Here is a 25,753-nt window from a genome sequence, read left to right as displayed (position 1 = left end):
TTCTAACCTCACTTATTTTGAGTTGACAAACACACGACGGTTTAAATAGAAATATTCCCAACCAGACCAGATTGTAAAAATTAATGCAACATAAAGCGCAATCATATCAAATGGAATGTTAAATAATTCGAAAATAATATTGTGTAATAATAATGCGGAAATTGCGACAATTTGTGCCCATGTTTTTATTTTTCCTAATTGACTTGCTGCAACAATTTCTCCTTCGCCAGCTAATATTGCACGTAAACCAGTAACGGCAAATTCTCTACTTAAAATGATAATGATTATCCAGGATGGCGCCATCCCTAATTCAACAAGTACAATAAATGCAGCACTTACAAGTAATTTATCTGCTAATGGATCAAGAAATTTCCCTAAAGTAGTAACTAGATTGTATTTCCGCGCATAATAGCCATCTACCCAATCTGTTGTTGAGGCAATGATAAAGATCATCGCCGCAACAAAGTGATTGACAGGCATTTCTGCTCCAAATAACTTCATTGTTCCCCAACCAAAATCAAATAGTATTACAATCACAAATAATGGTATTAAACATATTCTAGAGATTGTAATCTTATTCGGTAAATTCATTTTAAACACCTTTCATTCGAAAGAAAATAGCCATCTTAGGAGATGACTACTGTTCTTGTTGTAATGTAATGATAATATTTTGTGTAGTTATATCCTGAACGAGTTGAACTTGTTCGTCATTTACAAAAACTTTTGCATTTTTTGAATTGCCAAGTCTTATACGAGCATAGGCGTTTGTAGTTGAATCATGATTTACTACTTCACCTGCGTTATAAACTCGATCATCCACTTGCTCTTGACCATTAGCGTTGCGGATTCCTACCCATGTTTCTCCAGATACTTCAATTCGAATATTCATCGTATCCGTTCCAGATAAAGTATAGTTAGTTGTTTCGCCACTTACCTCACCAGCTGTAATTGTTTGAGTGACAACAGGTTCTTCTTCTACATCTTCTTCAACTGGTGCTTCTGTATCTTCCTCGTCTGTTGTTGCTTCATCTTCAACAGGTTTTACTGGAGTAGGCGATTTATCATATTCCACCTCGGAAACGTCATCTTCTAAATCATCTGGCGTATTTGAAACTTTTTGCTGATTTAAAAACCAAATGGCCAGTATAATCACAACAATAAACAGAGCAACGATAATCTTTGGCATTGTTTCTAATAAACGATTTGTTGATCTTGTATTAAGCTTTCTGCGGGTAGGACTTTGTGAAATCGATTGAGCAACCTCTTCTGTTGGTTGATTTGGAAGCTCCTTTTTAAATTCTTCTAAGATTTCATCTGCGTCTAACCCTACAGCCTCTGCATATTGTTTAATAAACGCCCGAACGTAAAACGACCCAGGCATAATTGAATAATTTCCTTCTTCTATCCCTACAAGATATCGTTTTTGAATTTTCGTAATATCTTGTAAGTCATCCAAACTATATCCTTTTGATAACCTCGCTTCTTTAAGGCGAGTACCGAGTTCTGTCAACAATAACACCTACTTTTTCTAAATTACTAAAAATTAAATCCACCAAAACCACCAAATTGGTCATTCTGTGACATCATCTCATTTTTTTCAATTATCTCATACGTAATCACTTCGTCTGGATGGTGACGCAGCTCAATAATGTAATCGAAATCTTCAATTTTATATTCTGAATGTTGAACAAACAAATCTGGATGCTCTACTACTTTTGTAGCTGGTAACCGCATAATTTCTCTAACTAGTTGTTGGTGTCGTTCGTCTGATGTTCTTCGTGTTACTGCACCATCTAGTATAAAAAGATTATTATGATTAAATTCATCACCAAGTAACTGATTGCGAACTGTTTGTTTAATCATTGTTGAGGAAAGAAAAATCCATTTTTTATTGGCACATACACTTGCAGCAACAACGGATTCTGTTTTACCTACACGAGGCATGCCACGGATACCAATTAATTTATTGCCTTCTTTTTTAAATAATTCTGCCATGAAATCAACAAGTATTCCTAGTTCATCACGGACAAATCGGAATGTATTTTTCTCGTCTGCATCCCGTGTAATATAGCGACCATGCCTTACAGCTAGACGATCCCGAACTTTTGGTACACGGAATTTGGTTACATGTATATTTTCCATGGTTGAAACGATTGACATGAAACGCTCGATGGATTCTTGCTTCTCTGCTTTTAATAGCATTCCACGGCGTCCTTCATCAATACCATTAATTGAAACAATATTTACTCGTAACATACCGAGTAAGGAGGCTATATCACCTAATAAACCTGGACGATTTACTTGAATCTCATATTCAAAATACCATTCACCCATGAAACCGCCCTCCATTAAACGAAACGATTATTTCTTTTATAAGTTTCATCATAGCGGATTTTATATGTATTGAAAAGTTAGAAACATGCGATTTTCTTCCATTTTATAAAAATTTATTACAAACTCTAAAATACCGGTAAAAAAAAGAGAAAAAGGAAATGTTTTTGTCGAAAAATGATGAATAACTAAATTTACCACTAAAGAAGGATAGAAGAAAAAGGAGGACAAGCCTCCCAGAGTAATATTCGTGATAAGCGTCCTTACCCATTGCTAGTTGGCAATAGTAGGGACGCCCCACGAAATCTGTGTATTATTGTACGCGATTTTTTTGTACAAGTTTTATAACACAGTTTGCAAGCGCATGTTTTTCTTCGCTATCCGCAACTCCCCATAAATCGGAAAGTACACGCTCTTGTTCGTTTTTTGGATCAACATTTTTAGCTAAATAGTCACCAATTTGAACAGCTGTTTTTTCAATCACTTTTTTACTCATTCCGTGTTCTTTTGCTTCTTCAACTTGTTGACCTAAGAATGATGTCCATTTTTCCCAGTTTTCTAATAACATTGTAATCTCCTCCTTTGCACTTTATTATGTGCAGCTTCCGAGATTATATGTACCATCCACCGTTAATTCGAATAATTTGTCCCGTTATATAATTTGCTTCACCACTTAAATAGAAAGCAACTAAATTTGCAACATCTTCAATACTTCCAGCCCTACCTAATGGAATATCGTTTTGAAGTTGAAGTTGTTCGTCACTTGATAGATGTTCGTTCATCTTTGTTTCAATTAATCCAGGGGCTATTGCATTAACCAGTATATGATTATAGGCGACTTCTTTTGCATAGGATTTTACGAATGCATGTTGAGCACCTTTTACAGCACTATAAACTGTCTCATAAGCAGCACCTGTTTCACCCCAAATAGAGCCAATGAATAGCACATAGCTTACCTCGTTTGCTCGAAGTTTACTTGAGACTAACGCAAGTAAACGCATTGGGTTTTGAACATGTACTTTCCATAATTTATCCATTTCTTTCACGGGAGTATCTTCAATTAGACCATAATAAGCATGGCCCCCTGCAAACACAACGGCTTGTAATGAATAAAGTTGAACAGCAAGTTGTTCTGCCGCGTTTTCTAAAGAAAAATCTGCTTGAACAATTAAAAACTCTTGCTCTTTATATTTTGCAGACAACTCTATTTGCAATTCATTTACCTTTGATTGGTTGTAGTTAAAATGCAAATAGAGCGACCAACCTCTATCTGCTAGTCGCTTAACTATTGCACTACCTATTGCACCAGAAGCACCCATTACAAGGGCAAATTTCTTCATTTAAGCTTCTTTCTCACTTGTAGGTAAGATTTTAAATAATGTTTGTTGCGATTCGCCCTGGATTGTTTTAAATGCATTTATAACGTCATCTACAGTGATTGTTTCAATTACAGGAACTGCATCAAACAAGTTCATGTCGTTAAATTTATATCGTGTAAATTGGTTTGCTATGAATTCCATCGAATTTAAGGCTCTTAAGAAATAACCAATTTTTTTACGTTTTACTCTTTCTATAGCTTCTTGCGATAATAACTGTTCTGCATTATTAATTTCTTCTTTTATGCGTTGTGCCAATTCATCTGGACTCGTTGAATCAGAACCAATTAAAGCAAAACCATACCCTTTTTCTAAAGAGAAATCATAGGCAAATGATTCATCAATCAATCCGTTTTCATATACTTCTGTATAGAAATCAGATGCTCGACCAAAGAGGCATTCTAGTGCTATTTGGACAGAGAGTTCGTGTTTTAACATTTCCTCTCCACTTAAATTCGTATCCTTTGCCTTTAAACCCACATAAACTTTTGGTTTTTGAACATCCATTTTAAGTTCCCGTTCTTTTACAGCAACTTCAACTGGTTCTTCTTCAAAGTGACGTTCAATAGGTGTTGGTTCAGGGAATTCTTTTTTATTTTGATTTTCTTCAATAAATGCCATCATTTCAGTAGGATCAATTGCACCGACAACAAATAATAACATATTTGATGGATGGTAGAACGTGTTATAGCAAGTATATAAATGCTCTGCTGTAATTTTATCAATGGATTCAATTGTTCCTGCAATATCAATTTTTACAGGATGTGTATGGTACATATTTTCGATTGCACCGAAATAAAGACGCCAATCCGGTTGATCGTCGTACATTGTAATTTCTTGACCGATAATTCCTTTTTCTTTATTTACTGTTTCTTCAGTAAAATAAGGTTCCTGGACAAAATTTAAAAGTGTTTCCGTACTCTTATATATTTGGTCTGTTGCAGAAAATAGGTATGCAGTACGGGTAAATGAAGTAAAGGCGTTTGCCGATGCACCAGCTTCACTAAATTGTTGGAAAACGTCTCCATCTTCCTTCTCAAACATTTTATGCTCTAAAAAGTGGGCAATTCCATCTGGTACTGTAATTGCTTCACTTTCACCAATAGGCACAAAGGTACGATCAATCGAACCATATTTTGTAGTAAAGGTAACAAATGTTTTTGAAAATCCTTTTTTCGGTAAAATGTATACATCTAATCCGTTCGATAATTTTTTATAATATAACGTTTCATCTAATTGTTTAAATTCAATCGTTTTCACGGCTTAAGCCTCCTTCCCAGATAAGAAATAAATCGCTTCTAACTCTATTTGAGAAGCCATTTCTTGCACATCTTCCTTCGTTACATTTGCCCAACGTTCTTTCCAAAGGTCTATTGAGAATGTTTCCCCTAAATCTTTATATTGATCATATATATCAATTTGTCCCCTTGCTAAATCAAGGGCCTCTTTTAGTTGGTTAGTTAGCATGGCTTTCGTTTGATTTAATTCCAAATCTGAAATTTCTCCATTTTTAATAGCATCCAGTTGTTCAAAGATAACATCCGTTGCTTTCTTTTCTTTCGCTGGCTCAATACCAGATACAACATAAATTAAGCCATAGTGGGATGAATACGAACTTGAAGCGTAATAAGCTAAACTTTCACGCTCTCGAACATTCATAAACAATTTTGAATGGGCATAGCCGCCAAAGACACCATTAAATATTTGCATTTTCGGGAAATCTTCATCACCAAATAATACAGGGGTGCTCAAACCGATATGAAGTTTTCCTTGTTTCATATCTTGTTGTTCTTTTGTATATTCTTGTTCTGGTTTTGAGACTTGGTTTTGTTTCTCAAGTTTTTTTGGTGTGCGGTCTTTAAACTGTAACACTTGAATTAATTTTTTTTGTACTTCTTCTACATCGATATCTCCTACAACGTATATATCAACTTGGTCTTCATTAATCATGGAATTATAACATTCCGTTAACGATTGAGGTGTGACTTGTTTTACCGTATCAATTGTTCCATTTGCTGAAATTGAAGCAGGATGATTTGGACGGATAATTTGTGTCAATCGAGTTTGGGCATAACGTGTTTTATCATCGAAAATTGATTGAATACGTTGAATAATCATTTCTTTTTCACGTTCAACAATGCTAGATACAAATTGTCCATTTTCAAAATTTGGTTCGAAAACAACCGTTTTTAATAAGTCCAAAACGTCATTTAATACGTTATTTTTAGCCAAATATTGATCGTTTACTGTTTCGATATTTAATAATACCGTATGTTCGTTTCCACGTTTTGAAGCATCAAAATACAAAACAGTTCCAAACAAATCATCTAAATAACTGCGAAACTGCGCTGATTTTTTATATTTACCATTACTATGGTGTAGTACGTTTGACAATACTGCGCGTTCTGCTGCTTTTTCTTCTGTTAATGGAGCTCTCCATTTTATTGAAAAATTCACAGTCTTGAATTGAGTAGTCTGTCTTATATGAAGATTTACACCTTCAGCTATCTTTGTCGTTAAAAACAAAAAAATTCCTCCTGACATCAATCTTTAGAAGTAACTATCATTACTATACATGTAGAATTGGTGTTTATGCAAAAATAATCCAATTTGTTTTTCACAAAATGAAAAATCTAATAATTTAACATGTATTTTGCCCTACAATAGTTGTTTAATTCATCCACAATAAAAAAGACCACCTCCACATTTGTGAAAGGCGATCTTTTTAGAGAAATTATCTTTTTCCTTTTATATAAGGGACACCACTTGCTTTTGGCGCGTTAGCTTTTCCAATAAACCCAGCTAAAGCTAAAATCGTTAATACATACGGTAAGATGTGTAAAAAAACATCCGGTACATCTTGAACATATGGAATAGAAGAACCAACAACACTTAAAGCTTGTGCAAAGCCAAAGAAAAGTGCAGCGCCTAGAGCCCCAATTGGAGACCATTTACCGAAAATCATTGCAGCAATTGCCATGAAACCTTGACCACTAATTGTTGATGCACCAAAGTTTCCTGCAATGGCTTGTGCATAGATTGCTCCACCTATTCCACCCAAAGCTCCAGAGATCAGTACGGCAATATATCTCATCTTTGTAACATTTACGCCCATTGTATCAGCAGCCATTGGATGTTCACCTACTGCACGTAATCTTAAACCAAATGGAGTTTTAGTAATGATAAACCAAGCAATAAGTGCAACTGCTATTGCTAAAATAGATGTTGCATAAACGTCTACGAAAAACATTCTACCAATAATTGGAATGTCACTTAAAAGTGGAATGTCAAAACGTGAGAAACGTTCTGTAATTGAATCTGTTTGACCTTTGTCATAAACCATTTTAACAGTAAATACTGCTACTGCTAAACCTAACATATTTAAAGCAACACCAGATACTGTTTGATCTGCTCGTAATGAAACGGCAGCAACAGCTAAAATTGCGGATAAAATAATTCCAAATAACATGGCTACAATTAAACCAATCCAAGGTGTCGCATCGCCAAATTGGTCTGCAAATGTAAGGTTAAACATAATACTACTTGCTGCACCAACAATCATAATACCTTCAAGACCGATGTTCACAACACCAGATCGTTCTGTAAATACCCCACCAATTGCCGTCATAATTAATGGCGCTGCATAGAATATTGCAGAAGGAATGATAAAATATAACACTTCTAAAAAGCTCATGTTATTTTACCTCCTTTCTTTTACCGAAACGTTCAAGCGCCACTCGAATTACATAGCCTGATGCTACGAAGAAAATAATTAAAGCAATGACAATTGAAACGATTTCTGTTGGTACCCCAGCTTCACTTGGCATATTTAATCCACCATATTTAAGAGAGCCGAAAAGGATTGCTCCTAGAAGTACTCCAAATGGTTGGTTTGCCCCAAGTAATGCAACCGCAATTCCATCAAAACCAATACCAGTACTAGCATGTAGTTTTGTCATATTTTCAAATGTTCCTAATGCCTCCATCGCTCCACCTAGACCGGCAAAGGCACCTGAAATAACCATTGCAAGAATAATATTTTTACTTACATTCATCCCTGCATATTGTGATGCATGTTTATTAAATCCAACAGCTTTCAACTCATATCCACGCGTTGTTTTTTCTAAAATAAACCACATAACCATTACTGCAATGAGTGCAAGTACGAATCCCCAGTGCATACGAGAGTAATCTGTTATCGATTCAAAGAACTCAGAACGTAACGAAGCGGATTCATGAATTTTATCTGTCCGTTCTCCCCCACCAGAAATCATTTCAATAAATGCATTTGCTACATGTAAAGCAGTATAGTTCAACATGATTGTAACGATAACTTCGTGTACTTGTAATTTTGCTTTTAATAAACCAGGAATAAAAGCCCAAAGTGCACCAGCAACAGCAGCTGCTATTAATGCTAAAGGAACGTGAATAATTGCAGGAAGTTCAAACGCCTGACCCACATAGGCGGCAGCCAACCATCCCATAATAAGTTGACCTTCAACACCGATGTTAAATAGTCCAGTTCTGAAAGCAAAGGCAACAGCTAAACCTGAGAACACATAAGGGGTAATTTGGCGGACTGTTTCACCCAGTGTATAAGTATCCATAAAGATTCCGTTCCACAATGCCATATATCCATCAACAGGATTAAAGCCACTTACAGCCATTACAATTGCACCAATAACTAGACCAAGTACAATCGAAATCAGTGGAACAAGAATATTGATAAGTCGTTTATTCATTTTCGCCACCTACTTTATTTTGGTTTTCTTGTAGCGATTGACCTGCCATTAATAAACCTAATTCTTGTTCGCTTGTTTCATGTGGTAACACCGTATCAATTATCGAACCATCATAAATAACAGCGATTCGATCAGAAACATTCATTACTTCATCAAGTTCAAAGGAGATGAGTAGGACTGCTTTTCCGTTATCTCGTTGTTCTATTAGACGTCTATGAATAAATTCTATAGCACCAACATCTAGTCCGCGTGTAGGCAGTGCCGCTATTAGTAAATCTGGATTTCTACTAATTTCGCGCCCGATAATTGCTTTTTGTTGGTTCCCTCCAGAAAGAGATCTTGCAATTGATGCTTCACCATTTCCTGAACGAACATCATATTCTTCAATCACCTTACGTGCAATCTCGTTCACCTTTTTGTAATCGATTACACCAGCTTTTGAAATTGGGGCTTGATAATATGTTTGTAAAGCAATGTTATGTCCGATAGTAAAATCTAATACAAGTCCATGTTTATGACGGTCTTGCGGAATATGACCGAGACCTGATTCAGTAATTTTACGTGGTTTTAAACCAGTAATATCTTGACCGTTTAAAGTGATTTTTCCTTCTTTTACTTTTCTAAGACCAGTTATTGCTTCAATTAGTTCAGATTGCCCGTTTCCGTCTATTCCTGCAATCCCTACAATTTCTCCTGCACGCACGGAAAGATTTAAACCTTTGACTTTATCAATCCCACGGTTATCTGCCACAACTAACGAGTCGATTTGTAAGACAACATCTTTTGGATGCGCCTCTTTTTTCTCAGTTTTAAATACTACTTGACGTCCTACCATTAATTCCGCTAGTTGAGTTGGGTTTGTTTCTGCTGTTGTAACAGTTCCAATACCTTTCCCTTTACGAATTACCGTTACACGATCGGAAACTTCCATGATTTCTTTTAATTTATGTGTAATTAGAATAATGGATTTACCTTCTTCAATTAGACGTTTCATTATTTGAATTAATTCTGAGATTTCTTGAGGAGTTAACGATGCAGTTGGTTCATCGAAAATTAGTATATCCGCTCCCCGATAAAGCGTTTTCAAAATTTCTACACGTTGTTGCATCCCAACAGAAATATCCTCAATTTTTGCATGGGCATCTACGTTCAGCCCGTATTTTTCAGATAATTGTTGTACTTTTTTTGATGCATCTTTAATATTAATCGTCGCCATTTTTGTTGGCTCCGCACCTAGAATAATGTTTTCCGTCACCGTGAAATTTTCAACTAGCATAAAGTGTTGATGTACCATACCAATTCCAAGTTTATTTGCAACATTTGGGTCAGTTATTTTAACTTCCTTACCGTGAAACACGTATCGTTCCAGCTTCCGGTTGGTATAACCCAAAGAGCACATTCATCAACGTTGATTTTCCCGCACCATTTTCTCCAAGTAGTGCATGAATCTCGCCTTTTTTAAGTTGAAGGGTGATATTATCATTTGCTACAAAATCCCCAAATTGTTTACGGATTCCAAGCATTTCAATCACATATTCCAATGTGTTCACTCCCTTGGACACTTATATTTTTTAGACTAGTAGACTTGTATATTAACACAAGAAAGGTTTCAAACATGTTAGTAAATTTATGTAATTTTAAAACCTTTCATCTGTTAACGATTACTTGATTCTAAACATTTAAAAATAACATGAAGACTAGCAGGGCTAGCCTTCATGAAACCTTCTTACTTCTCAGGTTGTTCTGGAACTACAACTGTTCCATCGATGATTTGTTGTTTATATTCTTCAATTTTTGCTAAGTTTTCTTCTGTAATAGCACCGCGAGAATCAGCTAAGTCTACACCTTGGTCTTTTAATCCATAAGTGATTGTTTCTCCACCAGGGAAGTTTCCTTCTTGAGCTAATTTTGCAACTTCTTGAGCTGCAACGTCAACGCGTTTTAATACAGATGTTAATACGATGTTTGTGTCATCGTTAACTTTTCCTTCGTCATATTGGTCACGGTCTACACCGATTGCCCATACATTAGCATTTGGATCTTTTTGTTTACGTTCTTTCGCTTCTGTGAAAAGACCATTACCAACTCCACCAGCTGCATGGAAGATAATATCTACACCAGAATCATACATTCTTTTTGCAATTTGTTGACCTTTTGCTGCATCTGTGAAAGACTCTGCATATTCTACATCTACTTTAATGTCAGGATTAATAGCTGCTACACCAGCTTCAAAACCAGCTTGGAAACCACCAATGATTGCACCTTGCATACCACCAATGAAACCAATTTTGTTTGATTTCGTTTCAAGAGCTGCTGCTACACCTGCTAAGTAAGATGCTTCATTTGCACGGAACATAATGGATGCTACATTATCTCTACCATCAACAACCTCGTCAATAATAGCAATTTGTGCTTCTGGTTTTTGACCAGCAATTTCATCAACCGCATCATGTAAAGCATAACCTACTGCAAAGATTAAATCGAAATCACGGCGAATTAAGTTATTTAAGTTTGTAACATAATCAGATTCTGATTTAGACTCTAAATAATCTATACCACCATCACCTTTTTCAAGGCCATTTTCTTCACCAAATGCTTGGATACCTTCCCAAGTTGATTGGTTGAATGATCTGTCATCTACCCCACCTGTATCCGTTACCATTGCAACAGAGAAGTTATCGGCAGTTTCTTCAGTACCTGTATTCGTATCCTTTTCTTCTGTTTCATCTTTTGAGCCACAAGCACCAAGGATTGTACCAAGTGCTAATAAACCTGATAGCGCAAAAGCAAATTTACGTTTTTTCATTTGTTTACCCCCCAAGATTTTAGATTCAGTAATTAGCAGGAATTTTTGAAACTTGTTCTAAACGCGTTTTCGAATTACATGGAAGCTGAATTTATCAGCCCTAAAATAGTTCTTAGAGTAAAGAACAACACAATCATTATCATCATAATGTAGTTGTTTTAATACAAGTAATGCTGTTTCTCGACCGCAATTTAATATAGGTGATACTTGTTCATGGTAACCAACTGGATCAATGTACGTCACAGCGTATGCAACATGAATGTCACCAGATTGCTCAAGCGATGAGAAAATGGATACTTCTTTCTTTTGAACGAAATCGTCTGGAAGATATTTAGCTAATACCTTATCCACACAATAGACAACAGGTTCGTTATTAGCTGTTCTCACTCGTTCGATTGTTATTACCTTGTCATTTACGTCACTACCAAAGCGTTCTAAATCATTTTCAGTTGGAGAATCTTCAGTTGCCTCAAGAAAAATTGTACCAGGTGTCATACCTGCTTTTTCAATCATGGATGAAATACTCGATAATTGTTCAATACCCGAAGTAAAGACAGGTTTTGGGTTTACGAATGTTCCAACTCCATGACGGCGAACGATGACATTTTCCTCTTCTAATAGTCTTAGTGCTTCACGTAATGTTGCTCGACTTACCCCAAGTTCTTTCGATAGTTCAAATTCGGAAGGGAGTTTTTCATTCTCTTTGTAGACTCCTTTTTCAATATCCGATTTTAACCGGTCGATTACTTGAAGGTATAAATGACGATGGTCTGCTTTTATTGACATTTTATCTCACCACCACAACAAAAGATCAGACATCTGATGTTGAACATTCCTACTAATCGTTCATACTATACCATTTTTATTCATTAAAGAAAATAGATTTGCATATAATTATTCTTCAATAAAAGTAGATTATTATCATTATTTGGTAGTAATATGATATAATAAAGATTTATCCATTTTCCACAATTGCTTTATTAATGAGAACTTGTCTAGGTCTACTACCATCTGGCGGACCAACAACTCCTCGCATTTCCATCTGATCGACAATACGAGCTGCTCTAGAATAGCCAATTCTAAAACGTCGCTGTAACATGGAGACGGATGCGGTCTGCATTTCAACGACAAGTTGAACTGCTTCGTCATATAATTCATCTGTTTCGTCCTCAAAGGATTTTTCTGGTTCGTCTGTTGGAATCATTGTTTCATCATACTGAGCTTTTTGTTGTTCAATGACAAAGTCAACTACAGCTTCTACTTCTGCATCTGATACAAAGGAACCTTGAACACGGGTTGGTTTAGATGATCCAGATGGTAAAAATAGCATATCACCTCTTCCTAGTAATCGTTCAGCACCACCCATATCTAATATTGTGCGCGAATCAACGGCAGATGATACTGCAAAAGCGATACGGGAAGGAATGTTTGCTTTAATAACTCCAGTTATCACGTCTACAGAAGGTCTTTGGGTTGCAATAATCAAATGGATACCAGCTGCACGTGCCATTTGAGCAAGACGTGTAATAGAATCTTCTACATCATGGGACGCAACCATCATTAAATCTGCTAACTCGTCGATAATAACGACAATATATGGTAACTTTGGATGTTTTTCATTTTGGTCCCTATTAAACTGTTCAATATGGTCGTTGTAGCCTTTTATATTTCGAGTTCCAGTGTGAGAAAATAAATCATATCTGCGTTCCATTTCTGATACTACTTTTTGTAGTGCTTGTGAGGCTTTTCTTGCATCTGTAACTACAGGTGCAAGCAAATGTGGAATACCGTTGTACACATTTAATTCAACCATTTTCGGATCGATTAACATCATTTTTACTTCATGTGGAGCCGCGCGCATAAGAATGGATAAGATAATACCATTAATACATACACTTTTACCGCTTCCTGTAGAACCAGCTACAAGTAAATGCGGCATTTTATCAAGCTCTGCTAATATTGCTTGCCCTGTAATATCTCGACCAAAGCCAATTAATAATTTTGATTTTGGCTTGTTATTTTCTTTCGCCTCTAATACTTCCCTTAACGTAACCATCGCAATCTCGCTATTTGGTACTTCGATGCCTATAGCTGATTTCCCAGGAATAGGTGCCTCCATTCGAATATCCTTCGCAGCAAGAGCTAAAGCTAAATCATCCTGAAGACTTACAATTTTACTAACTTTCACGCCGATATCCGGCATAACTTCATATTTTGTTACTGCCGGACCTAAGTGAACTTGAGTGACCCTTGCTTTCACACCAAAACTATAAAAGGTCTGTTCAAGCTTTTTCGCATTCGTTTGGATGATTGAATATTCACCACTTTGATCATATGAAGGAGGAAGCTCTAACAAGTTCATCGATGGTAATCGGTAATTTATGTTTTCAACATTTACCTCAACTGCTTGTTGAATAGATTTATTGAATTTTTCTTTTTCCTGCTCATCTAAAACTTCTTCTTGCTTTGCTTTCTTTTCTTTAGGTTTTTCGTCTGGGATATTTCGTTTAAATGCTTGAATAATCGGTTCCTCAGGTTGTACCTCTTCTTCAAAGTAATCTAAGTGATGCGAAGGTTGGTTAATCGGCACTTTTTCTTCTGTTGTGGCAGCTATCTCATCAGCTATGGGTTTGTCTTTTGCCCTCCTCCGTCGCTTCGGTTTTTCATCTTTTACAACAGATTTTTTACTTCTTCTTCTCTTTGGGAAACTTTTTTTGATTTTCGGTGCTTTTTCCACCAATATCGGAACAAGTGCTTTTCCAGTAATTAATATGATACCTATAAATAATATAAACCATGCGGCAATTTTAGCACCTGCAGAATCAAATAAAATATGAAACATACTAAAAAATAGTGCACCAATCATTCCTCCACCTAATGCACTACTACGATTTTCAATACCTTCCATCTCAATAAGTAGACGCCATGTCTCTCGCAAAACTGAATCTGTCAGTAATTTATTGCTTTTATATAATTCTTCAAATAACACACTATGACCAAATATGGATAAGCTTAGGACGATTAATAACGATCCTTGTACAACTCTGTCCTTAAAAGAAATCCCTTTTCTTTGAACCATTAACAATACTGCAGTTAATACTGCAAAAAATGGAACGGCAATGTAAAGGTTACCAAATAGAAACATTGAGATTGTCTGAATTGTTCGACCAACAATCCCATATTCAAAAAATACGATAATTGCAAATGCAATTAATAAAAGTCCAATGATTTCATAAGCTAACGGATGTAGTCCTGTTTTTGCTTTTGTACTTGGTTTCTTTTCTGCCACATTGTTCACCTGCTTTTCTTTTACCAATTAAACTATCAACTATTTTAGAGAAAAAAAGGATTTCCTTGACCGGTAATTCGGCTAAGAAAATCCTTCTCGGTTGATGACAATTAATCCTTCAAAGATATAAACTATTTTTTTGTCGGACAACCTAATTTAGAACTTATGTGCTTAATATTCCATAATTATTGGGATAATCATTGGGCGGCGCTTTGTTTTTTGGAATAGGTAAGCGTTCAACGTATCACGGATTTCTTGTTTAATGTTTGTCCATTCAAATGTATCTTTATCTACATACTTTTCAATAACACCACGTGCGAGGTCAGTTGCTTCGAGTATTAATTCTTCTGACTCACGTACATAAACAAATCCGCGAGATAAAATTTCTGGGCCAGATGCAATTTTCTTTTGAGCTCTGTTTAAGGTTACAACAACAATAAATATCCCATCTTGAGAAAGTAATTTTCGGTCACGTAGTACAATGTTTCCTACATCCCCTACACCAATTCCATCAATGAGAACATTACCTGCTTGCACACGGCCACTCATTCGCATCTTGCCATTTTTGTATTCGACAATATCACCTTTATCGGCAATAAAAATTTGAGATTTTTGTAATCCCGTTGCTTGAGCCAATTTTGAATGGGCAATTAACATTCTGTACTCACCTTGGATCGGGATAAAGTATTTTGGTTTCATTAGATTAAGCATCATTTTTAAATCTTCTTGGCTACCGTGCCCTGATACGTGAACTTTTTTATCAGATGTTAAAACTGTAGCACCCAATTTAGCAAGATTATTCATTGCACTTGCCATTTGAATTTCCATACCCGGTGAAGGTGTGAATGTAATTAAAACTGTATCTGTTTCTTTAATGCGAATATCACGATGTTGTTTTCGAACAATTTTATCTAACGCTTCTAAAGGTTCACCTTGGTTACTCGTTATAATAATAATTAGTTCTTCATCATTATATTTTTGAATTTCGTTTACTGGAATAAGCGTTGATTCATCGATTGTTAAATAACCAAGCTTTACGCCTATATCGATTACTTTTTCTAAACTTTTTCCAATCACTGCTATTTTTCGATTCGATTCTTGTGCTTGGTTAAAGACTTGTTGAATACGAATAAAATTAGAAGCGTAAACCGCAACAATAATCCGTGCAGGTGCTGAGTAGAAGTATTTTGCCAACTTCTCTTCAATGACCGTTTCACTTGTTGTATATCCTGGTCGTTCTGCTTCTGTTGATTCAGAAAGTAAGATGAATACTCCATCTTCACCAATTTGCGCCATTTTTGCTAAATCAGGTTTATATTTCCCTTTAGCAGATTGATCAAATTTAAATTCCCCTGTATGAACAATAGCACCTTCAGAAGTATGGAACACAATTCCTAGTGAATCAGGTATGCTATGAGTAGTATGGAAAAACGTTACATACGTAGAGTTAAAATTCATACGACTTTTGTTAGTCACTTCAAAGAATTTCACCGGTTGAGGCACTGGTAAATCTTTAATATGTTCTTTTGCCAATGCAATTGTTAACTTGGATCCATATACAGGTGCTTTAATTTTTTGAAGTAGATATGATATTGAGCCAATTGCGTCTTCGTGTCCATGTGTTAAGAAAATCCCTTTGACACGCTCTTTATTTTCTTCTAAGTAAGTAATATCTGGGATGACAATATCTATTCCGAGCATTTCATCTTCTGGGAACATTAAACCACTATCAACTACGAATAGTTCGTCATCTATTTCAATTACGTACATAGATTTTCCGATTTCTCCCACTCCGCCAAGTGGAATTACACGGATTACTTCGTTTTTTGTTTTCGTCACTTGATTTCCTCCTAAAATATCCCGAACGCACAACCACTTAAACTCATTATACGGTGTCCATGAATGAAGCACAAATAAAAAAGCGCAAATTTTCATATTAGGCATCAGGTATAGATAATTTTTAATATTTACTCTACTTCTTTTACTGCCCAGCGAATTTTTCTATCTATGCTTATGAAAAAAATTTGCTTCTATTTATCAATATTATTACTGCTCTCATTCGTAATAACAAAAAGACTGTAGGCAAACTCAACATTATGAGTTTATCTACAGTCTGAAATATTTAGGTATTCTTGTTTAGCTTCTTCATTTTCTCTTGGAATTCGTTCCATACATGGTCAAAAGCTGCTTTATCTTCATCTGTTAACTCAACTAATGGAAGTCTTACCTTTTCTACTTCAAATCCTACTTTACTCATTGCGTATTTAACTGGAACTGGGTTAGGGTTTGCAAATAATTGTTTAATTAATGGTAATAATGCTTGATGGATGTCTGCTGCTTCTTTATGACGGCCTTGTTCAAAGGCACGAATCATCGTTTGCATTTCATTACCTACTACATGGGATGCAACAGAAATAACTCCGCGTCCGCCAATCGCAATTAACGGTAGCGTTAAAGAGTCATCTCCACTATAGATAAATGTATTATCAGAAACATTTGCTAGTATTTCTGTCATTTGATCTAAATTACCACATGCTTCTTTTACAATACGAATATTTGGTATTTTACTTAAAGCGATGGTCGTTTCAGCTGAAATATTCACACCCGTACGACCTGGTACGTTATATACTACTATCGGTAAATCAGTTACCTTTGAAATTGCTTCAAAATGCGCATATATACCTCGTTGATTTGGCTTGTTATAAAATGGAGCCACGACCATGATACCGTCAGCCCCAAAAGCCTCAACCACTTTTGTCGCTTCAATTGTGTATGCTGTATCGTTCACACCAACACCAGCAATTACTGGGATTCGTTTCTTTACTTTTTTTATTGTAAAATCAATAAAGTCCCTTTTTTCCTGAATTGATAATGTTGGAGTTTCACCTGTCGTCCCACATACAACAATTGTATCCGTACCGTTTTGAATTAAAAACTCAATTATTCCCTCTGCTACTTCATAATTAATTTTTCCATTTTCATCAAATGGGGTAACCATGGCAGTAGCAATTCTACCTAAGTCCAATCAATAACACCCCTTAGAGTAGATTATCCTCCAACATGGCTTCAGCGATTTGAATTGAGTTTAATGCAGCACCTTTTAATAAGTTATCTGCAACGATCCATAAGTGGAATCCTTTTTTGTTTGCAAGGTCTTGACGAATACGCCCAACGTAAACTGGGTCTTCTCCTTCAACAAATAAAGGCATTGGATAATCTTGTGATGTAATATCATCTTGTAATACAATACCAGGAGCATTTCTTAACACTTCAAAAATATCTTGAACACTAGCATCTTGTTCTACTTCAATATAAACAGATTCAGAATGTCCAGAAACAACAGGTACACGAACACAAGTAGCAGCTACAGGTAGTTCTGGCATGTGTAAGATTTTTTTCGTTTCGTTGATCATTTTCATTTCTTCATATGTAAAGCCATTGTCCGTAAATACGTCGATTTGCGGAATGACATTACGTGCAATTGGATAATGTTTTTTATCTGATTTTGCTGGTAAAATGTTTGCTTCTATATTTTTACCTGCATCCCATTGTGCACTTTGTTCGCGTAGTTCTTCAATTGCAGAAACTCCAGAACCTGATACTGCTTGATATGTTGAAACAATAACACGAGTTAAGCCGAATTTTTCACGAACTGGTTGAAGGGCAGCTACCATTTGAATAGTAGAGCAGTTTGGATTTGCAATAATGCCTTTATGTTTTTTCAAGTCTTCTCTGTTTACTTCTGGTACTACTAAAGGTACCTCTTCATGCATACGGAAATGACTAGTATTATCGATAACTACTGCACCACGTTTTGCTGCTTCAGGTGCTAATTTAGCAGATACAGAACCACCAGCAGAGAATAATGCAACATCTACACCTTCAAAAGCCTCTGGAGTTGCTTCTTCAATTTTGTACATTTGACCGTTAAACTCGATATCTTTACCAGCAGATCTCGCTGAAGCTAGAAATTTTATATTTTTAATTGGAAAATTACGTTTGATTAATTGTTCTTTCATTTTACTTCCTACAGCGCCTGTTGCACCTACGATAGCAACTGATAATTCTTTAGCCATACTTCTCATCTCTCCTCAAAAACTAGTAACATAATGTTGTAGATTGTATCATAAAAATATTAGTTTGTGTTGGAAAAATTGATTATTTCAAATATTGTATAAATAATGGTTGTAATTGTTTTTTATGGACGATGGCATGTTCTACTGTTTCAACCATCTTTGTAAAATCAGAAATCAGTGAGTTTGGTTTGTTGTGAGGATCATCTTGACCAAATGGAATAAAGTAAATATTTTTTGAATTTAATAGTCGCATTATGTTCACGCCATTTAATCCAAGGGCATCATTTGTTGATATCCCTAAAACAACAGGTGAACCATTTCGAAGTGTCGCTTTTGCTGCCATCAAAACAGGACTATCTGTAGCAGCGTTGGCGAACTTGCTAATTGAATTCCCTGTCATCGGTGCAATAACCATACAATCTAAAGGATTTTTCGGTCCAAATGGTTCGGCTTCAACAATGGATGAAACGACCTTTTCCCCGGATAACGCTTCAATCTTTTTAATCCATTCCTCACCTGTACCAAAACGTGTTGCTGCTGTTAACACCGAATGCGTAATAATCGGAACTACTGTAGCACCAGCATTGCGTAAATTCATTATTTTCGGTACAACATCCTCATAAGTACAATGTGATGCTGTTATCCCTAGACCAATTCTTTTACCTTGTAGCAACATTTCTCCTCCTTAACTGTTCAACAATTGATTCATATAATACGTTTCCTGCGTCTTCTGGGAAAAACTTACCAGGAAGTGCAGGTAACAATTCATAATGCTTTCTTTGAACTTCATCTTGTAAACACCCTGGAAAGGAGGCTAAATCATAAATTGGCATTGGTATTTTCTTGTTAAATTGTTCATCCAACCATTTAGCAGGAATTGTATTGACGAGGAAATCTCCTTTTACTTCTCCTACATCGATTAAATCAACTGTTTCATAACGAAATGCTTTTGCTTCATTGAGCTGTACATTTGATCGCACTGCAATACACACTTCTGCCCCAATACTTTTTAAAATATGGGCAACCATTTTCGCCACTCGACCAAAACCTGTAACAATAAATTTTTTCCCTTGTATTGCACGTTTTGTATTATAAAAATGCGACACAAAGCCTTCAGCAGTTAATGCCGCATTATGCCATATAAATCCTTCATCCTCTAGATAATAATAAACTTCATTTTCCTTTAAAATGTGGCTCCATTCACTGTTTAGCTTTCCAGAAAAAACAATTGCATTTGAAAGTCCTAAAACAATGGGTACTTTAATCGGCAGAGGATGAATCGGTAGCACAACAAAATGAGGATGAAAATCTAAAACAGTTTTGTTTAGTTCCTCATCCCATTCACTAAAGTTTTTAAAATACACCGTTCTGTTACCATTGCTTAACCGTTTTGCTAGAACTTTCATTCTTGCATCCGTTCCAATTACTAACCATTTTTCTTCATTCATTGATCAAACTGCCTTCTACTTGTTGATGTTTTGCGGAACAAAATGCGATCCTCCCCAATAAGGTGAATCTCTTCCCACGGAATAAACAATGGTGAAGTTGATTTTTTCTTTTGGAAAGGCATTTTACCAGATTGATTATCTAATTCAAACCCGTAAATTTTTCCTGTCTTTGGATCGAATAAACATTCCGTTTCGGATAGATAACCATACCTTACACCGTTTTCCATTTCAATCAGTTCTTTTTCCGCAAGCTCCGATAGCAGCATTATCTCCCTCCTCCATGAGCTTATTGATACTATATGCAAAGTAAGATTTGAAGGTGCCTATAAGTTAGCTATTGACATAAACTGGTACAACTGTATATAGTGTATATATACAGTTGTACAGGTGGTGCAAAAATGCAAATACGATTAAGTAACGCAAGTGAAAAACCAATATACGAACAAATAACCCAGCAAATTAAACAAGCAATTTTATCAGGTGATTTAAAAGCAGGTGATGCGCTTCCTTCTATTAGAAGCCTTGCCAAGGATTTAAAAATTAGTGTCATGACAACCAAAAGAGCTTATACAGATTTAGAGCGGGATGGTTTTATTGAAACCGTAGCTGGAAAAGGCAGTTATATTGCTGAACGTAATCAAGATTTTTTAAGGGAAGAACTATTAAGGCAAATTGAATCTCATTTACAAAATGCTATACAAACAGCAAAAACTGCCGGAATGCCAAAACGAGAATTGTTAGAATTAGTATCTTTGTTAGTAGAGGAGGAAATGGAATGACATTTGCAATCGAAGTGTTCAATTTAAGAAAAAACTTTAACCAATTTCATTTAAATGATGTATCTTTCACTTTACCAACTGGAACAATTATGGGGTTTGTTGGGGAGAATGGTGCCGGGAAAACGACGACGATTAAATGTATTTTAAATTTATTAAAAAAAGATAGTGGAACAATTCAATTATTTGGTTTAGATGCAAAGGATGACAATTTAACAATAAAAGAACGAATTGGCGTAGTATTTGACGACATCCATTTCCCCGACATGTTATCAGCACAGCAAATCAATAAATTTCTACAAGAGACTTACCAAAATTGGGATCGTCAGTATTACTTCGATTTACTCACACAATTAAAAGTCCCAATTCATAAACCAATTAAAGAACTTTCAAGGGGCATGAAGATGAAATTGTCCATAACAATTGCATTAGCCCATCATCCGCAACTTCTCATATTAGACGAACCAACAAGCGGACTTGACCCCATTGTACGTGACGAAATACTCGATTTATTTTTACAATTTATGCAAGACGAAAATAATAGTATTTTGTTTTCTTCTCATATTACGAGTGATTTAGAAAAAATTGCAGATTATATTACATTTATTCACGAAGGCGAAATATTATTTAGTGAAAATAAAGATGTTTTATTATATGAGCTTGGTATTTGGAAGGGATCAAAGGAACAGGCTTTGGACTTACCTTCTGACGCTAAAATTCGTACAAGAGCATCAGCCTTTGGAGTTGAAATATTAGTAAAACGAAATGAAGTTAGTTCAGCTTTTCAACTTGACCAACCTACCATTGAAGACATAATGTTATTTTTTGTGAAAGGAGTACTTATCTAATGAAAGCTTTATTACTAAAGGATTTCTTCTCAATGAAGTCTCAAATAAAATGGGTCTTTTTCATCGTCATTTGTGTGATTGGCATGACATTTTTTATTCGGGATGGAATGATTCTTTTAGCGATTACTTTAATGTTTGGAACAATTCAAGTCACTTCTATTTTTGCATTTGATGAAATGAGCGGCTGGGACAAGTACGCAAACACCCTTCCTTTTAGAAAGTCAGAAATCATAAAAAGTAAGTACATTTTAAGTTTACTTCTAACGGTAGGTATTTTATTACTTGTTTGTCCTTTTGTTGTCTTCTCAAATTACGTTTCTGAAACTTTTAAGTTGAATGAATTGATATCCATCATTTGTTTAGTTGTTTCCTTAAGCATTGTTTTGTTATCCTTTATTATTCCAACTTTTATTAAATTTGGGATGCAAAAGGCACGAATTGTATTATTCATAGTTGTCTTTTCATTTAGTTACGGGATGAAATTTGTATTGGACTTGATTACGGTCCCATCATTACCACCTATAGAAACGATACAAAGAATGAGTTATGTTAGTCCCATTTTCGCGCTCATCTTATTAGTTCTTTCATATATAATTTCCGTCAAATTTTATGAAGCGAAGGAATTTTAAAAATAGGTTATCTCCTAATGACCTTAGGAGACAACCTATTTTATTTTACTCCTTGGCCAATTATTGAAATGGCTGGATCATTACCTAGAATGGATTCAATCAATTGATTCACTTTTTCCATTGATACTGTATCAATATCAGCTATTGTTTCATCCATTGTTTTATGACGTTTTGAAGTAAGTTCGTTGCGACCATTTCGGCTCATCCGGGAATTTGTACTTTCTAATCCTAGAACAAAACTTCCTTTTAATTGTTCTTTTGCATTATTTAACTCTGTTTCTGAAACGCCATGAAGAAGCACTTTGTTTAATGATTGCTCAATGGTATTTTGCAACAATTGCAATTGCTGATTGTTCGTACTGCTATAAATTGTAAAAGCACCAATATCTTGATAACAAGATTGATAAGAAAAGATTGTATATGCAAGACCTAAATCTTCCCTCACTTCTTGGAACAGCCTAGATGACATATTTCCACCAACAATATTATTTAAAGCGATAAAACTATAAAGTTCAGGTTCTTTAGAACCTATTGCCGGATAAGACATCGCAAAATGGGATTGCTCCACATCGCGTTCTTTGACATTTCTTCCTGAATGAAAAGTTGGATACGTTAAAACCGATTCAACAGCCTTAGGGGAACGTTTCATTTCTCCAAAGAGCTTTTCAATATGTAGAAGTAGCTCTTTTGTAATGTTCCCTGCGACAGAAATCACAATATTTTCAGGATAATAATGTTTCTCCATATAATTTCTTATCGTGTCATCAGTAAATGTTGATAGGGTTTCACTCGTCCCTAATATAGGTAACCCTAATGCATCATTTGGATACATAACACGCCATAACACTTCATGTACATCATCATCTGGCGCATCTTCACTCATTAATATTTCCTCTAATACCACTTGACGCTCTTTTTCTAATTCTTGACTTGTGAATGTAGAGTTAAAGAACATGTCTGCTAATATAGAAATGGCTAATGGTCCATGGTGATCTAAAACTTTAGCATAATAACAAGTATTCTCTTTTGAGGTAAAAGCGTTTACCTCTCCACCTATGCGGTCAAATTCTTCTGCTATTTGTCTAGCAGTTCTTGTATTTGTTCCTTTAAAAAGCATATGCTCAATAAAATGGGTAATCCCATTTTCTTCAGGCAATTCAAATCGTGACCCAGCCCCTACCCAAATCCCAACAGATATCGAACGAACATGGGGAATGTGCTCTGATACAATTCGAACACCGTTTTTACATGTATATACATTCACCAATAATATCCACACCTACCTACTTGAAATTACATTACTTAATCATATGCTAACTTTTTACATCCTTCAACTTTGAACATTTAAATATTAAAAGCTTCTTTTTCATTTCTTAAGAATATCTTCATATTTACACTTCTTCTTTCTTCAGATTTATTACCTACAATGAAGCTATCACAAAACAAAGGAATGACAATATGATTAAAGTCGACTCACTAAAACATACTTTTACAATCGGAAAAAAAGACAAAGAAAACCGTATAGAAGTATTAAAAGGTATAAACTTCAATATCCAATCTAAAGAAATTGTAGCAATTGTCGGAAAAAGTGGTTCAGGAAAATCTACATTACTACAAATCATTGCTGGCTTTATGAAACCTGAATCGGGTTCCATTTTGATTAATAATACCGAAATTGCCCATTTTTCTGAAAAGGAAAGTGCTGCATTTCGAATGAATCATTTCGGGTTCATTTTTCAAAACTTCCAACTGCTACCTGGACAGACTGTGTTTGAAAATATCGAGCTCCCTTTAAAGTTAAAAGGGATAGGTCACCAAGTTCGCCAAAAAAAAGTACAAGAAATTCTTAAGAAAGTAGGTCTAGTTGAGGTAGAGGATCACTACCCGAATGAACTTTCAGGTGGACAACAGCAACGGGTAGCTATCGCAAGAGCAATGATTACCAATCCTCCTATTATTTTAGCAGATGAACCAACAGGCAGCCTAGATTCGCAAACTGAACAAGAGATTTTATTATTAATTCAACAATTAAACAAAAATGAAGAAATCACTTTTGTCATTATTACCCATGACGAAGAAGTAGCTTCTATTGCAAACCGCAAACTGCGCATGAGTGATGGATTTCTAGTAGGAGGTACACAATATGCTTTTTAAAGACCAAATATTATTCGTTTTACAACATATGAAGAAAAATAAACTCCGTGTAACAATGACCGTCCTCGCTACGATGATTGGGTGTTCTTTCTTAATTGTTCTTGCCTCTGTTGGCTTTGGAATACAAGAAACGATGCGAAACGAAATCTTGAACCAAGAACAAATTACACAAATTGAACTTTGGGGAAACGAAACGTTAACGGAAGAAGATAAAAAATTTATCGAAGAAATTGAGCATGTTAATGTCGTATTAAAAAAAGAAAGTATCAATAGTACCATTCACTCAAAACTTGAAGGTCGAGAGGGAGATTCCAATGGTACATTTATTGATATATCTGCACAAAAGAAACTTCCATCGAACTTAAGTGAGGGTCGCCTTCCTGAAACTACAAATGAAATCGTTGTCGGCTTTCATTACGCTCAAAGTTTATTAAATGAAACGGACAAAGCTGAGATAGAACGAAAATCAAAGGCTGCACAAGAAGAAGGTGGCTACTATGATGGAGCTGATGAAGGTTATAAAGGGGAAATATTAAACAAAAAAGTAGAACTTCAATTCTTTGATGAAACTGCTGAACAATATGGCGAACCTATTTCATTTACAATTGTCGGCATTTTAAAAGAGCCTACTTATGATTGGTACATCGATTCGTCTATTGTTTTTCATGATGAATTAAGAAATGCGTACCCTGCTTTAATAACATCACCGACTACACTTATTTATGTGGACAGTTTAGAACATGTAATGCCAGTATTAGATGAACTGAAAGAAAAAAAATATCAAGTATATTCCCAAGTGGAGCAATTAGAGGAACTGGATTTATTTTTCCTTATTTTTAAACTAGGACTTTTATTCATTGGGACAATTGCCATACTAATTGCCTCCATTGGAATTTTCAATACGATGACGATGGCTGTTACAGAAAGAACGCGAGAAATTGGTGTACTAAAAGCAATTGGTGCTTCTCCAAATTTAATTCAGCGTCTATTCTTAATGGAAAGTACATTTATTGGCTTATTAGGTACGATTTTAGCCATTGGTGTATCCTATATCATTAGTTTTTTAGCCAATGCGATATTACCTCATATCGTCTCATACGCATTATCAGATGAAAATATTATGAATCATGATATCACATTTTCTATGATTCCACTTAGTTTAGTCATTATTGCTGGTAGTATTAGTATCCTTGTTGCAATATTTTCAGGATGGCGGCCAGCACGGAAAGCTACCAAAATACAAGTGATCCATGCATTACGCCAAGAGTTATAAAAATA

Annotated in this window: 24 protein-coding genes and 1 pseudogene; 5 read left to right on the top strand and 20 right to left on the bottom strand. The window is 35.4% G+C overall.

The features are described from left to right. Positions 1 to 12 precede the first annotated feature (12 nt). The 19 genes and pseudogenes from pgsA to CRO00_RS03170 form a co-directional block, all read right to left on the bottom strand. Positions 13 to 591, bottom strand: a complete 579-nt coding sequence (pgsA, locus tag CRO00_RS03260; RefSeq protein ID WP_097072208.1) for a CDP-diacylglycerol--glycerol-3-phosphate 3-phosphatidyltransferase — start codon at positions 589 to 591, stop codon at positions 13 to 15. A gap of 46 nt (positions 592 to 637) precedes the next feature. Beyond that, a complete protein-coding gene (locus CRO00_RS03255; protein ID WP_237658303.1) occupies positions 638 to 1,519 on the bottom strand; it encodes a helix-turn-helix domain-containing protein in 882 nt (293 codons plus the stop codon). 17 nt (positions 1,520 to 1,536) lie between these two features. Next, complete coding sequence (locus CRO00_RS03250; protein ID WP_097072206.1) at positions 1,537 to 2,334, bottom strand: DUF3388 domain-containing protein; 798 nt, start codon at positions 2,332 to 2,334, stop codon at positions 1,537 to 1,539. 310 nt (positions 2,335 to 2,644) lie between these two features. Continuing rightward, the gene (locus tag CRO00_RS03245; protein ID WP_097072205.1) at positions 2,645 to 2,899 is read right to left on the bottom strand and encodes a DUF3243 domain-containing protein; all 255 of its coding nucleotides are present in this window, start codon (positions 2,897 to 2,899) and stop codon (positions 2,645 to 2,647) included. A 43-nt stretch (positions 2,900 to 2,942) separates the two neighbouring features. After that, complete coding sequence (gene ymfI / locus CRO00_RS03240) at positions 2,943 to 3,671, bottom strand: elongation factor P 5-aminopentanone reductase (RefSeq protein WP_097072204.1); 729 nt, start codon at positions 3,669 to 3,671, stop codon at positions 2,943 to 2,945. Then, the gene (gene yfmH, locus CRO00_RS03235; protein WP_097072203.1) at positions 3,672 to 4,967 is read right to left on the bottom strand and encodes an EF-P 5-aminopentanol modification-associated protein YfmH; all 1,296 of its coding nucleotides are present in this window, start codon (positions 4,965 to 4,967) and stop codon (positions 3,672 to 3,674) included. Between the two features lie 3 nt (positions 4,968 to 4,970). Then, on the bottom strand, positions 4,971 to 6,233 hold the full coding sequence (gene yfmF, locus CRO00_RS03230; RefSeq protein WP_097072202.1) for an EF-P 5-aminopentanol modification-associated protein YfmF: 1,263 nt from the start codon (positions 6,231 to 6,233) through the stop codon (positions 4,971 to 4,973). A 208-nt stretch (positions 6,234 to 6,441) separates the two neighbouring features. Continuing rightward, positions 6,442 to 7,401, bottom strand: coding sequence for an ABC transporter permease (locus CRO00_RS03225; RefSeq protein ID WP_097072201.1), 960 nt, complete (start codon positions 7,399 to 7,401; stop codon positions 6,442 to 6,444). Between the two features lies 1 nt (position 7,402). Further along, a complete protein-coding gene (locus tag CRO00_RS03220) occupies positions 7,403 to 8,449 on the bottom strand; it encodes an ABC transporter permease (protein WP_097072200.1) in 1,047 nt (348 codons plus the stop codon). Then, a pseudogene (locus tag CRO00_RS03215) lies at positions 8,442 to 9,990 on the bottom strand (ABC transporter ATP-binding protein). Before CRO00_RS03215 ends, CRO00_RS03220 begins: the two are co-directional and overlap by 8 nt. 185 nt (positions 9,991 to 10,175) lie before the next feature. Continuing rightward, complete coding sequence (locus tag CRO00_RS03210; protein ID WP_097072199.1) at positions 10,176 to 11,255, bottom strand: BMP family lipoprotein; 1,080 nt, start codon at positions 11,253 to 11,255, stop codon at positions 10,176 to 10,178. Between the two features lie 57 nt (positions 11,256 to 11,312). After that, on the bottom strand, positions 11,313 to 12,041 hold the full coding sequence (locus tag CRO00_RS03205; protein WP_097072198.1) for a GntR family transcriptional regulator: 729 nt from the start codon (positions 12,039 to 12,041) through the stop codon (positions 11,313 to 11,315). Positions 12,042 to 12,210: 169 nt separating this feature from the next. Continuing rightward, complete coding sequence (locus CRO00_RS03200; RefSeq protein WP_097072197.1) at positions 12,211 to 14,571, bottom strand: DNA translocase FtsK; 2,361 nt, start codon at positions 14,569 to 14,571, stop codon at positions 12,211 to 12,213. 144 nt (positions 14,572 to 14,715) lie between these two features. Beyond that, positions 14,716 to 16,383 (bottom strand): ribonuclease J, encoded by a 1,668-nt coding sequence (locus CRO00_RS03195; RefSeq protein ID WP_097072196.1) that lies wholly within the window; start codon positions 16,381 to 16,383, stop codon positions 14,716 to 14,718. A gap of 283 nt (positions 16,384 to 16,666) precedes the next feature. Beyond that, a complete protein-coding gene (gene dapA, locus CRO00_RS03190) occupies positions 16,667 to 17,569 on the bottom strand; it encodes a 4-hydroxy-tetrahydrodipicolinate synthase (protein ID WP_097072195.1) in 903 nt (300 codons plus the stop codon). A gap of 13 nt (positions 17,570 to 17,582) precedes the next feature. Continuing rightward, complete coding sequence (locus tag CRO00_RS03185; RefSeq protein ID WP_097072194.1) at positions 17,583 to 18,620, bottom strand: aspartate-semialdehyde dehydrogenase; 1,038 nt, start codon at positions 18,618 to 18,620, stop codon at positions 17,583 to 17,585. A gap of 82 nt (positions 18,621 to 18,702) precedes the next feature. Further along, positions 18,703 to 19,293, bottom strand: coding sequence for a dipicolinate synthase subunit B (locus CRO00_RS03180; protein ID WP_097072193.1), 591 nt, complete (start codon positions 19,291 to 19,293; stop codon positions 18,703 to 18,705). Next, a complete protein-coding gene (locus CRO00_RS03175; protein WP_097072192.1) occupies positions 19,280 to 20,068 on the bottom strand; it encodes an NAD(P)-dependent oxidoreductase in 789 nt (262 codons plus the stop codon). The genes CRO00_RS03180 and CRO00_RS03175 overlap by 14 nt, the downstream gene beginning before the upstream one ends. Beyond that, the gene (locus tag CRO00_RS03170) at positions 20,065 to 20,334 is read right to left on the bottom strand and encodes a YlmC/YmxH family sporulation protein (RefSeq protein ID WP_097072191.1); all 270 of its coding nucleotides are present in this window, start codon (positions 20,332 to 20,334) and stop codon (positions 20,065 to 20,067) included. The genes CRO00_RS03175 and CRO00_RS03170 overlap by 4 nt, the downstream gene beginning before the upstream one ends. Before the next feature lie 132 nt (positions 20,335 to 20,466). Here CRO00_RS03170 and CRO00_RS03165 point away from each other — a divergent pair, with 132 nt between their 5' ends. Genes CRO00_RS03165 through CRO00_RS03155 form a run of 3 tightly spaced genes read left to right on the top strand, consistent with a single transcriptional unit; the run spans position 20,467 to position 22,321 of the window. Further along, positions 20,467 to 20,847 (top strand): GntR family transcriptional regulator, encoded by a 381-nt coding sequence (locus CRO00_RS03165; RefSeq protein ID WP_097072190.1) that lies wholly within the window; start codon positions 20,467 to 20,469, stop codon positions 20,845 to 20,847. Continuing rightward, positions 20,844 to 21,692 (top strand): ABC transporter ATP-binding protein, encoded by an 849-nt coding sequence (locus tag CRO00_RS03160; protein ID WP_097072189.1) that lies wholly within the window; start codon positions 20,844 to 20,846, stop codon positions 21,690 to 21,692. The genes CRO00_RS03165 and CRO00_RS03160 overlap by 4 nt, the downstream gene beginning before the upstream one ends. Further along, positions 21,692 to 22,321 carry an ABC-2 transporter permease gene (locus CRO00_RS03155; RefSeq protein ID WP_097072188.1) on the top strand — a complete coding sequence of 210 codons (630 nt, stop codon included), beginning with the start codon at positions 21,692 to 21,694 and terminating at the stop codon, positions 22,319 to 22,321. Before CRO00_RS03160 ends, CRO00_RS03155 begins: the two co-directional genes overlap by 1 nt. A 40-nt stretch (positions 22,322 to 22,361) precedes the next feature. On the opposite strand, the gene CRO00_RS03150 is transcribed toward CRO00_RS03155, so the two are convergent. Further along, entirely contained in the window at positions 22,362 to 23,588 is a 1,227-nt protein-coding gene (locus CRO00_RS03150; RefSeq protein WP_097072187.1) for a M16 family metallopeptidase, read from the bottom strand. 191 nt (positions 23,589 to 23,779) lie between these two features. On the opposite strand from CRO00_RS03150, the gene CRO00_RS03145 reads away from it, so the two are divergent. Next, positions 23,780 to 24,475, top strand: a complete 696-nt coding sequence (locus CRO00_RS03145) for an ABC transporter ATP-binding protein (protein WP_097072186.1) — start codon at positions 23,780 to 23,782, stop codon at positions 24,473 to 24,475. Beyond that, positions 24,465 to 25,748 carry an ABC transporter permease gene (locus CRO00_RS03140; RefSeq protein ID WP_097072185.1) on the top strand — a complete coding sequence of 428 codons (1,284 nt, stop codon included), beginning with the start codon at positions 24,465 to 24,467 and terminating at the stop codon, positions 25,746 to 25,748. Before CRO00_RS03145 ends, CRO00_RS03140 begins: the two co-directional genes overlap by 11 nt. Positions 25,749 to 25,753: the final 5 nt, after the last annotated feature.

Source organism: Ureibacillus xyleni (assembly GCF_900217795.1).
Lineage (GTDB): Bacteria > Bacillota > Bacilli > Bacillales_A > Planococcaceae > Ureibacillus > Ureibacillus xyleni.
The sequence above is the reverse complement of the archived record's forward strand: the minus strand, read 5'-3'. Positions and strand labels throughout refer to the sequence as shown.

Bases quoted from the DNA above. Each gene is read 5' to 3' on its own strand.
- pgsA (WP_097072208.1), bottom strand. From the start codon at position 591: ATGAATTTACCGAATAAGATTACAATCTCTAGAATATGTTTAATACCA.
- CRO00_RS03250 (WP_097072206.1), bottom strand. From the start codon at position 2,334: ATGGGTGAATGGTATTTTGAATATGAGATTCAAGTAAATCGTCCAGGT.
- CRO00_RS03245 (WP_097072205.1), bottom strand. From the start codon at position 2,899: ATGTTATTAGAAAACTGGGAAAAATGGACATCATTCTTAGGTCAACAA.
- ymfI (WP_097072204.1), bottom strand. From the start codon at position 3,671: ATGAAGAAATTTGCCCTTGTAATGGGTGCTTCTGGTGCAATAGGTAGT.
- CRO00_RS03225 (WP_097072201.1), bottom strand. From the start codon at position 7,401: ATGAGCTTTTTAGAAGTGTTATATTTTATCATTCCTTCTGCAATATTC.
- CRO00_RS03220 (WP_097072200.1), bottom strand. From the start codon at position 8,449: ATGAATAAACGACTTATCAATATTCTTGTTCCACTGATTTCGATTGTA.
- CRO00_RS03210 (WP_097072199.1), bottom strand. From the start codon at position 11,255: ATGAAAAAACGTAAATTTGCTTTTGCGCTATCAGGTTTATTAGCACTT.
- CRO00_RS03205 (WP_097072198.1), bottom strand. From the start codon at position 12,041: ATGTCAATAAAAGCAGACCATCGTCATTTATACCTTCAAGTAATCGAC.
- CRO00_RS03185 (WP_097072194.1), bottom strand. From the start codon at position 18,620: ATGGCTAAAGAATTATCAGTTGCTATCGTAGGTGCAACAGGCGCTGTA.
- CRO00_RS03175 (WP_097072192.1), bottom strand. From the start codon at position 20,068: ATGAATGAAGAAAAATGGTTAGTAATTGGAACGGATGCAAGAATGAAA.
- CRO00_RS03170 (WP_097072191.1), bottom strand. From the start codon at position 20,334: ATGCTGCTATCGGAGCTTGCGGAAAAAGAACTGATTGAAATGGAAAAC.
- CRO00_RS03165 (WP_097072190.1), top strand. From the start codon at position 20,467: ATGCAAATACGATTAAGTAACGCAAGTGAAAAACCAATATACGAACAA.
- CRO00_RS03160 (WP_097072189.1), top strand. From the start codon at position 20,844: ATGACATTTGCAATCGAAGTGTTCAATTTAAGAAAAAACTTTAACCAA.
- CRO00_RS03155 (WP_097072188.1), top strand. From the start codon at position 21,692: ATGAAAGCTTTATTACTAAAGGATTTCTTCTCAATGAAGTCTCAAATA.
- CRO00_RS03145 (WP_097072186.1), top strand. From the start codon at position 23,780: ATGATTAAAGTCGACTCACTAAAACATACTTTTACAATCGGAAAAAAA.
- CRO00_RS03140 (WP_097072185.1), top strand. From the start codon at position 24,465: ATGCTTTTTAAAGACCAAATATTATTCGTTTTACAACATATGAAGAAA.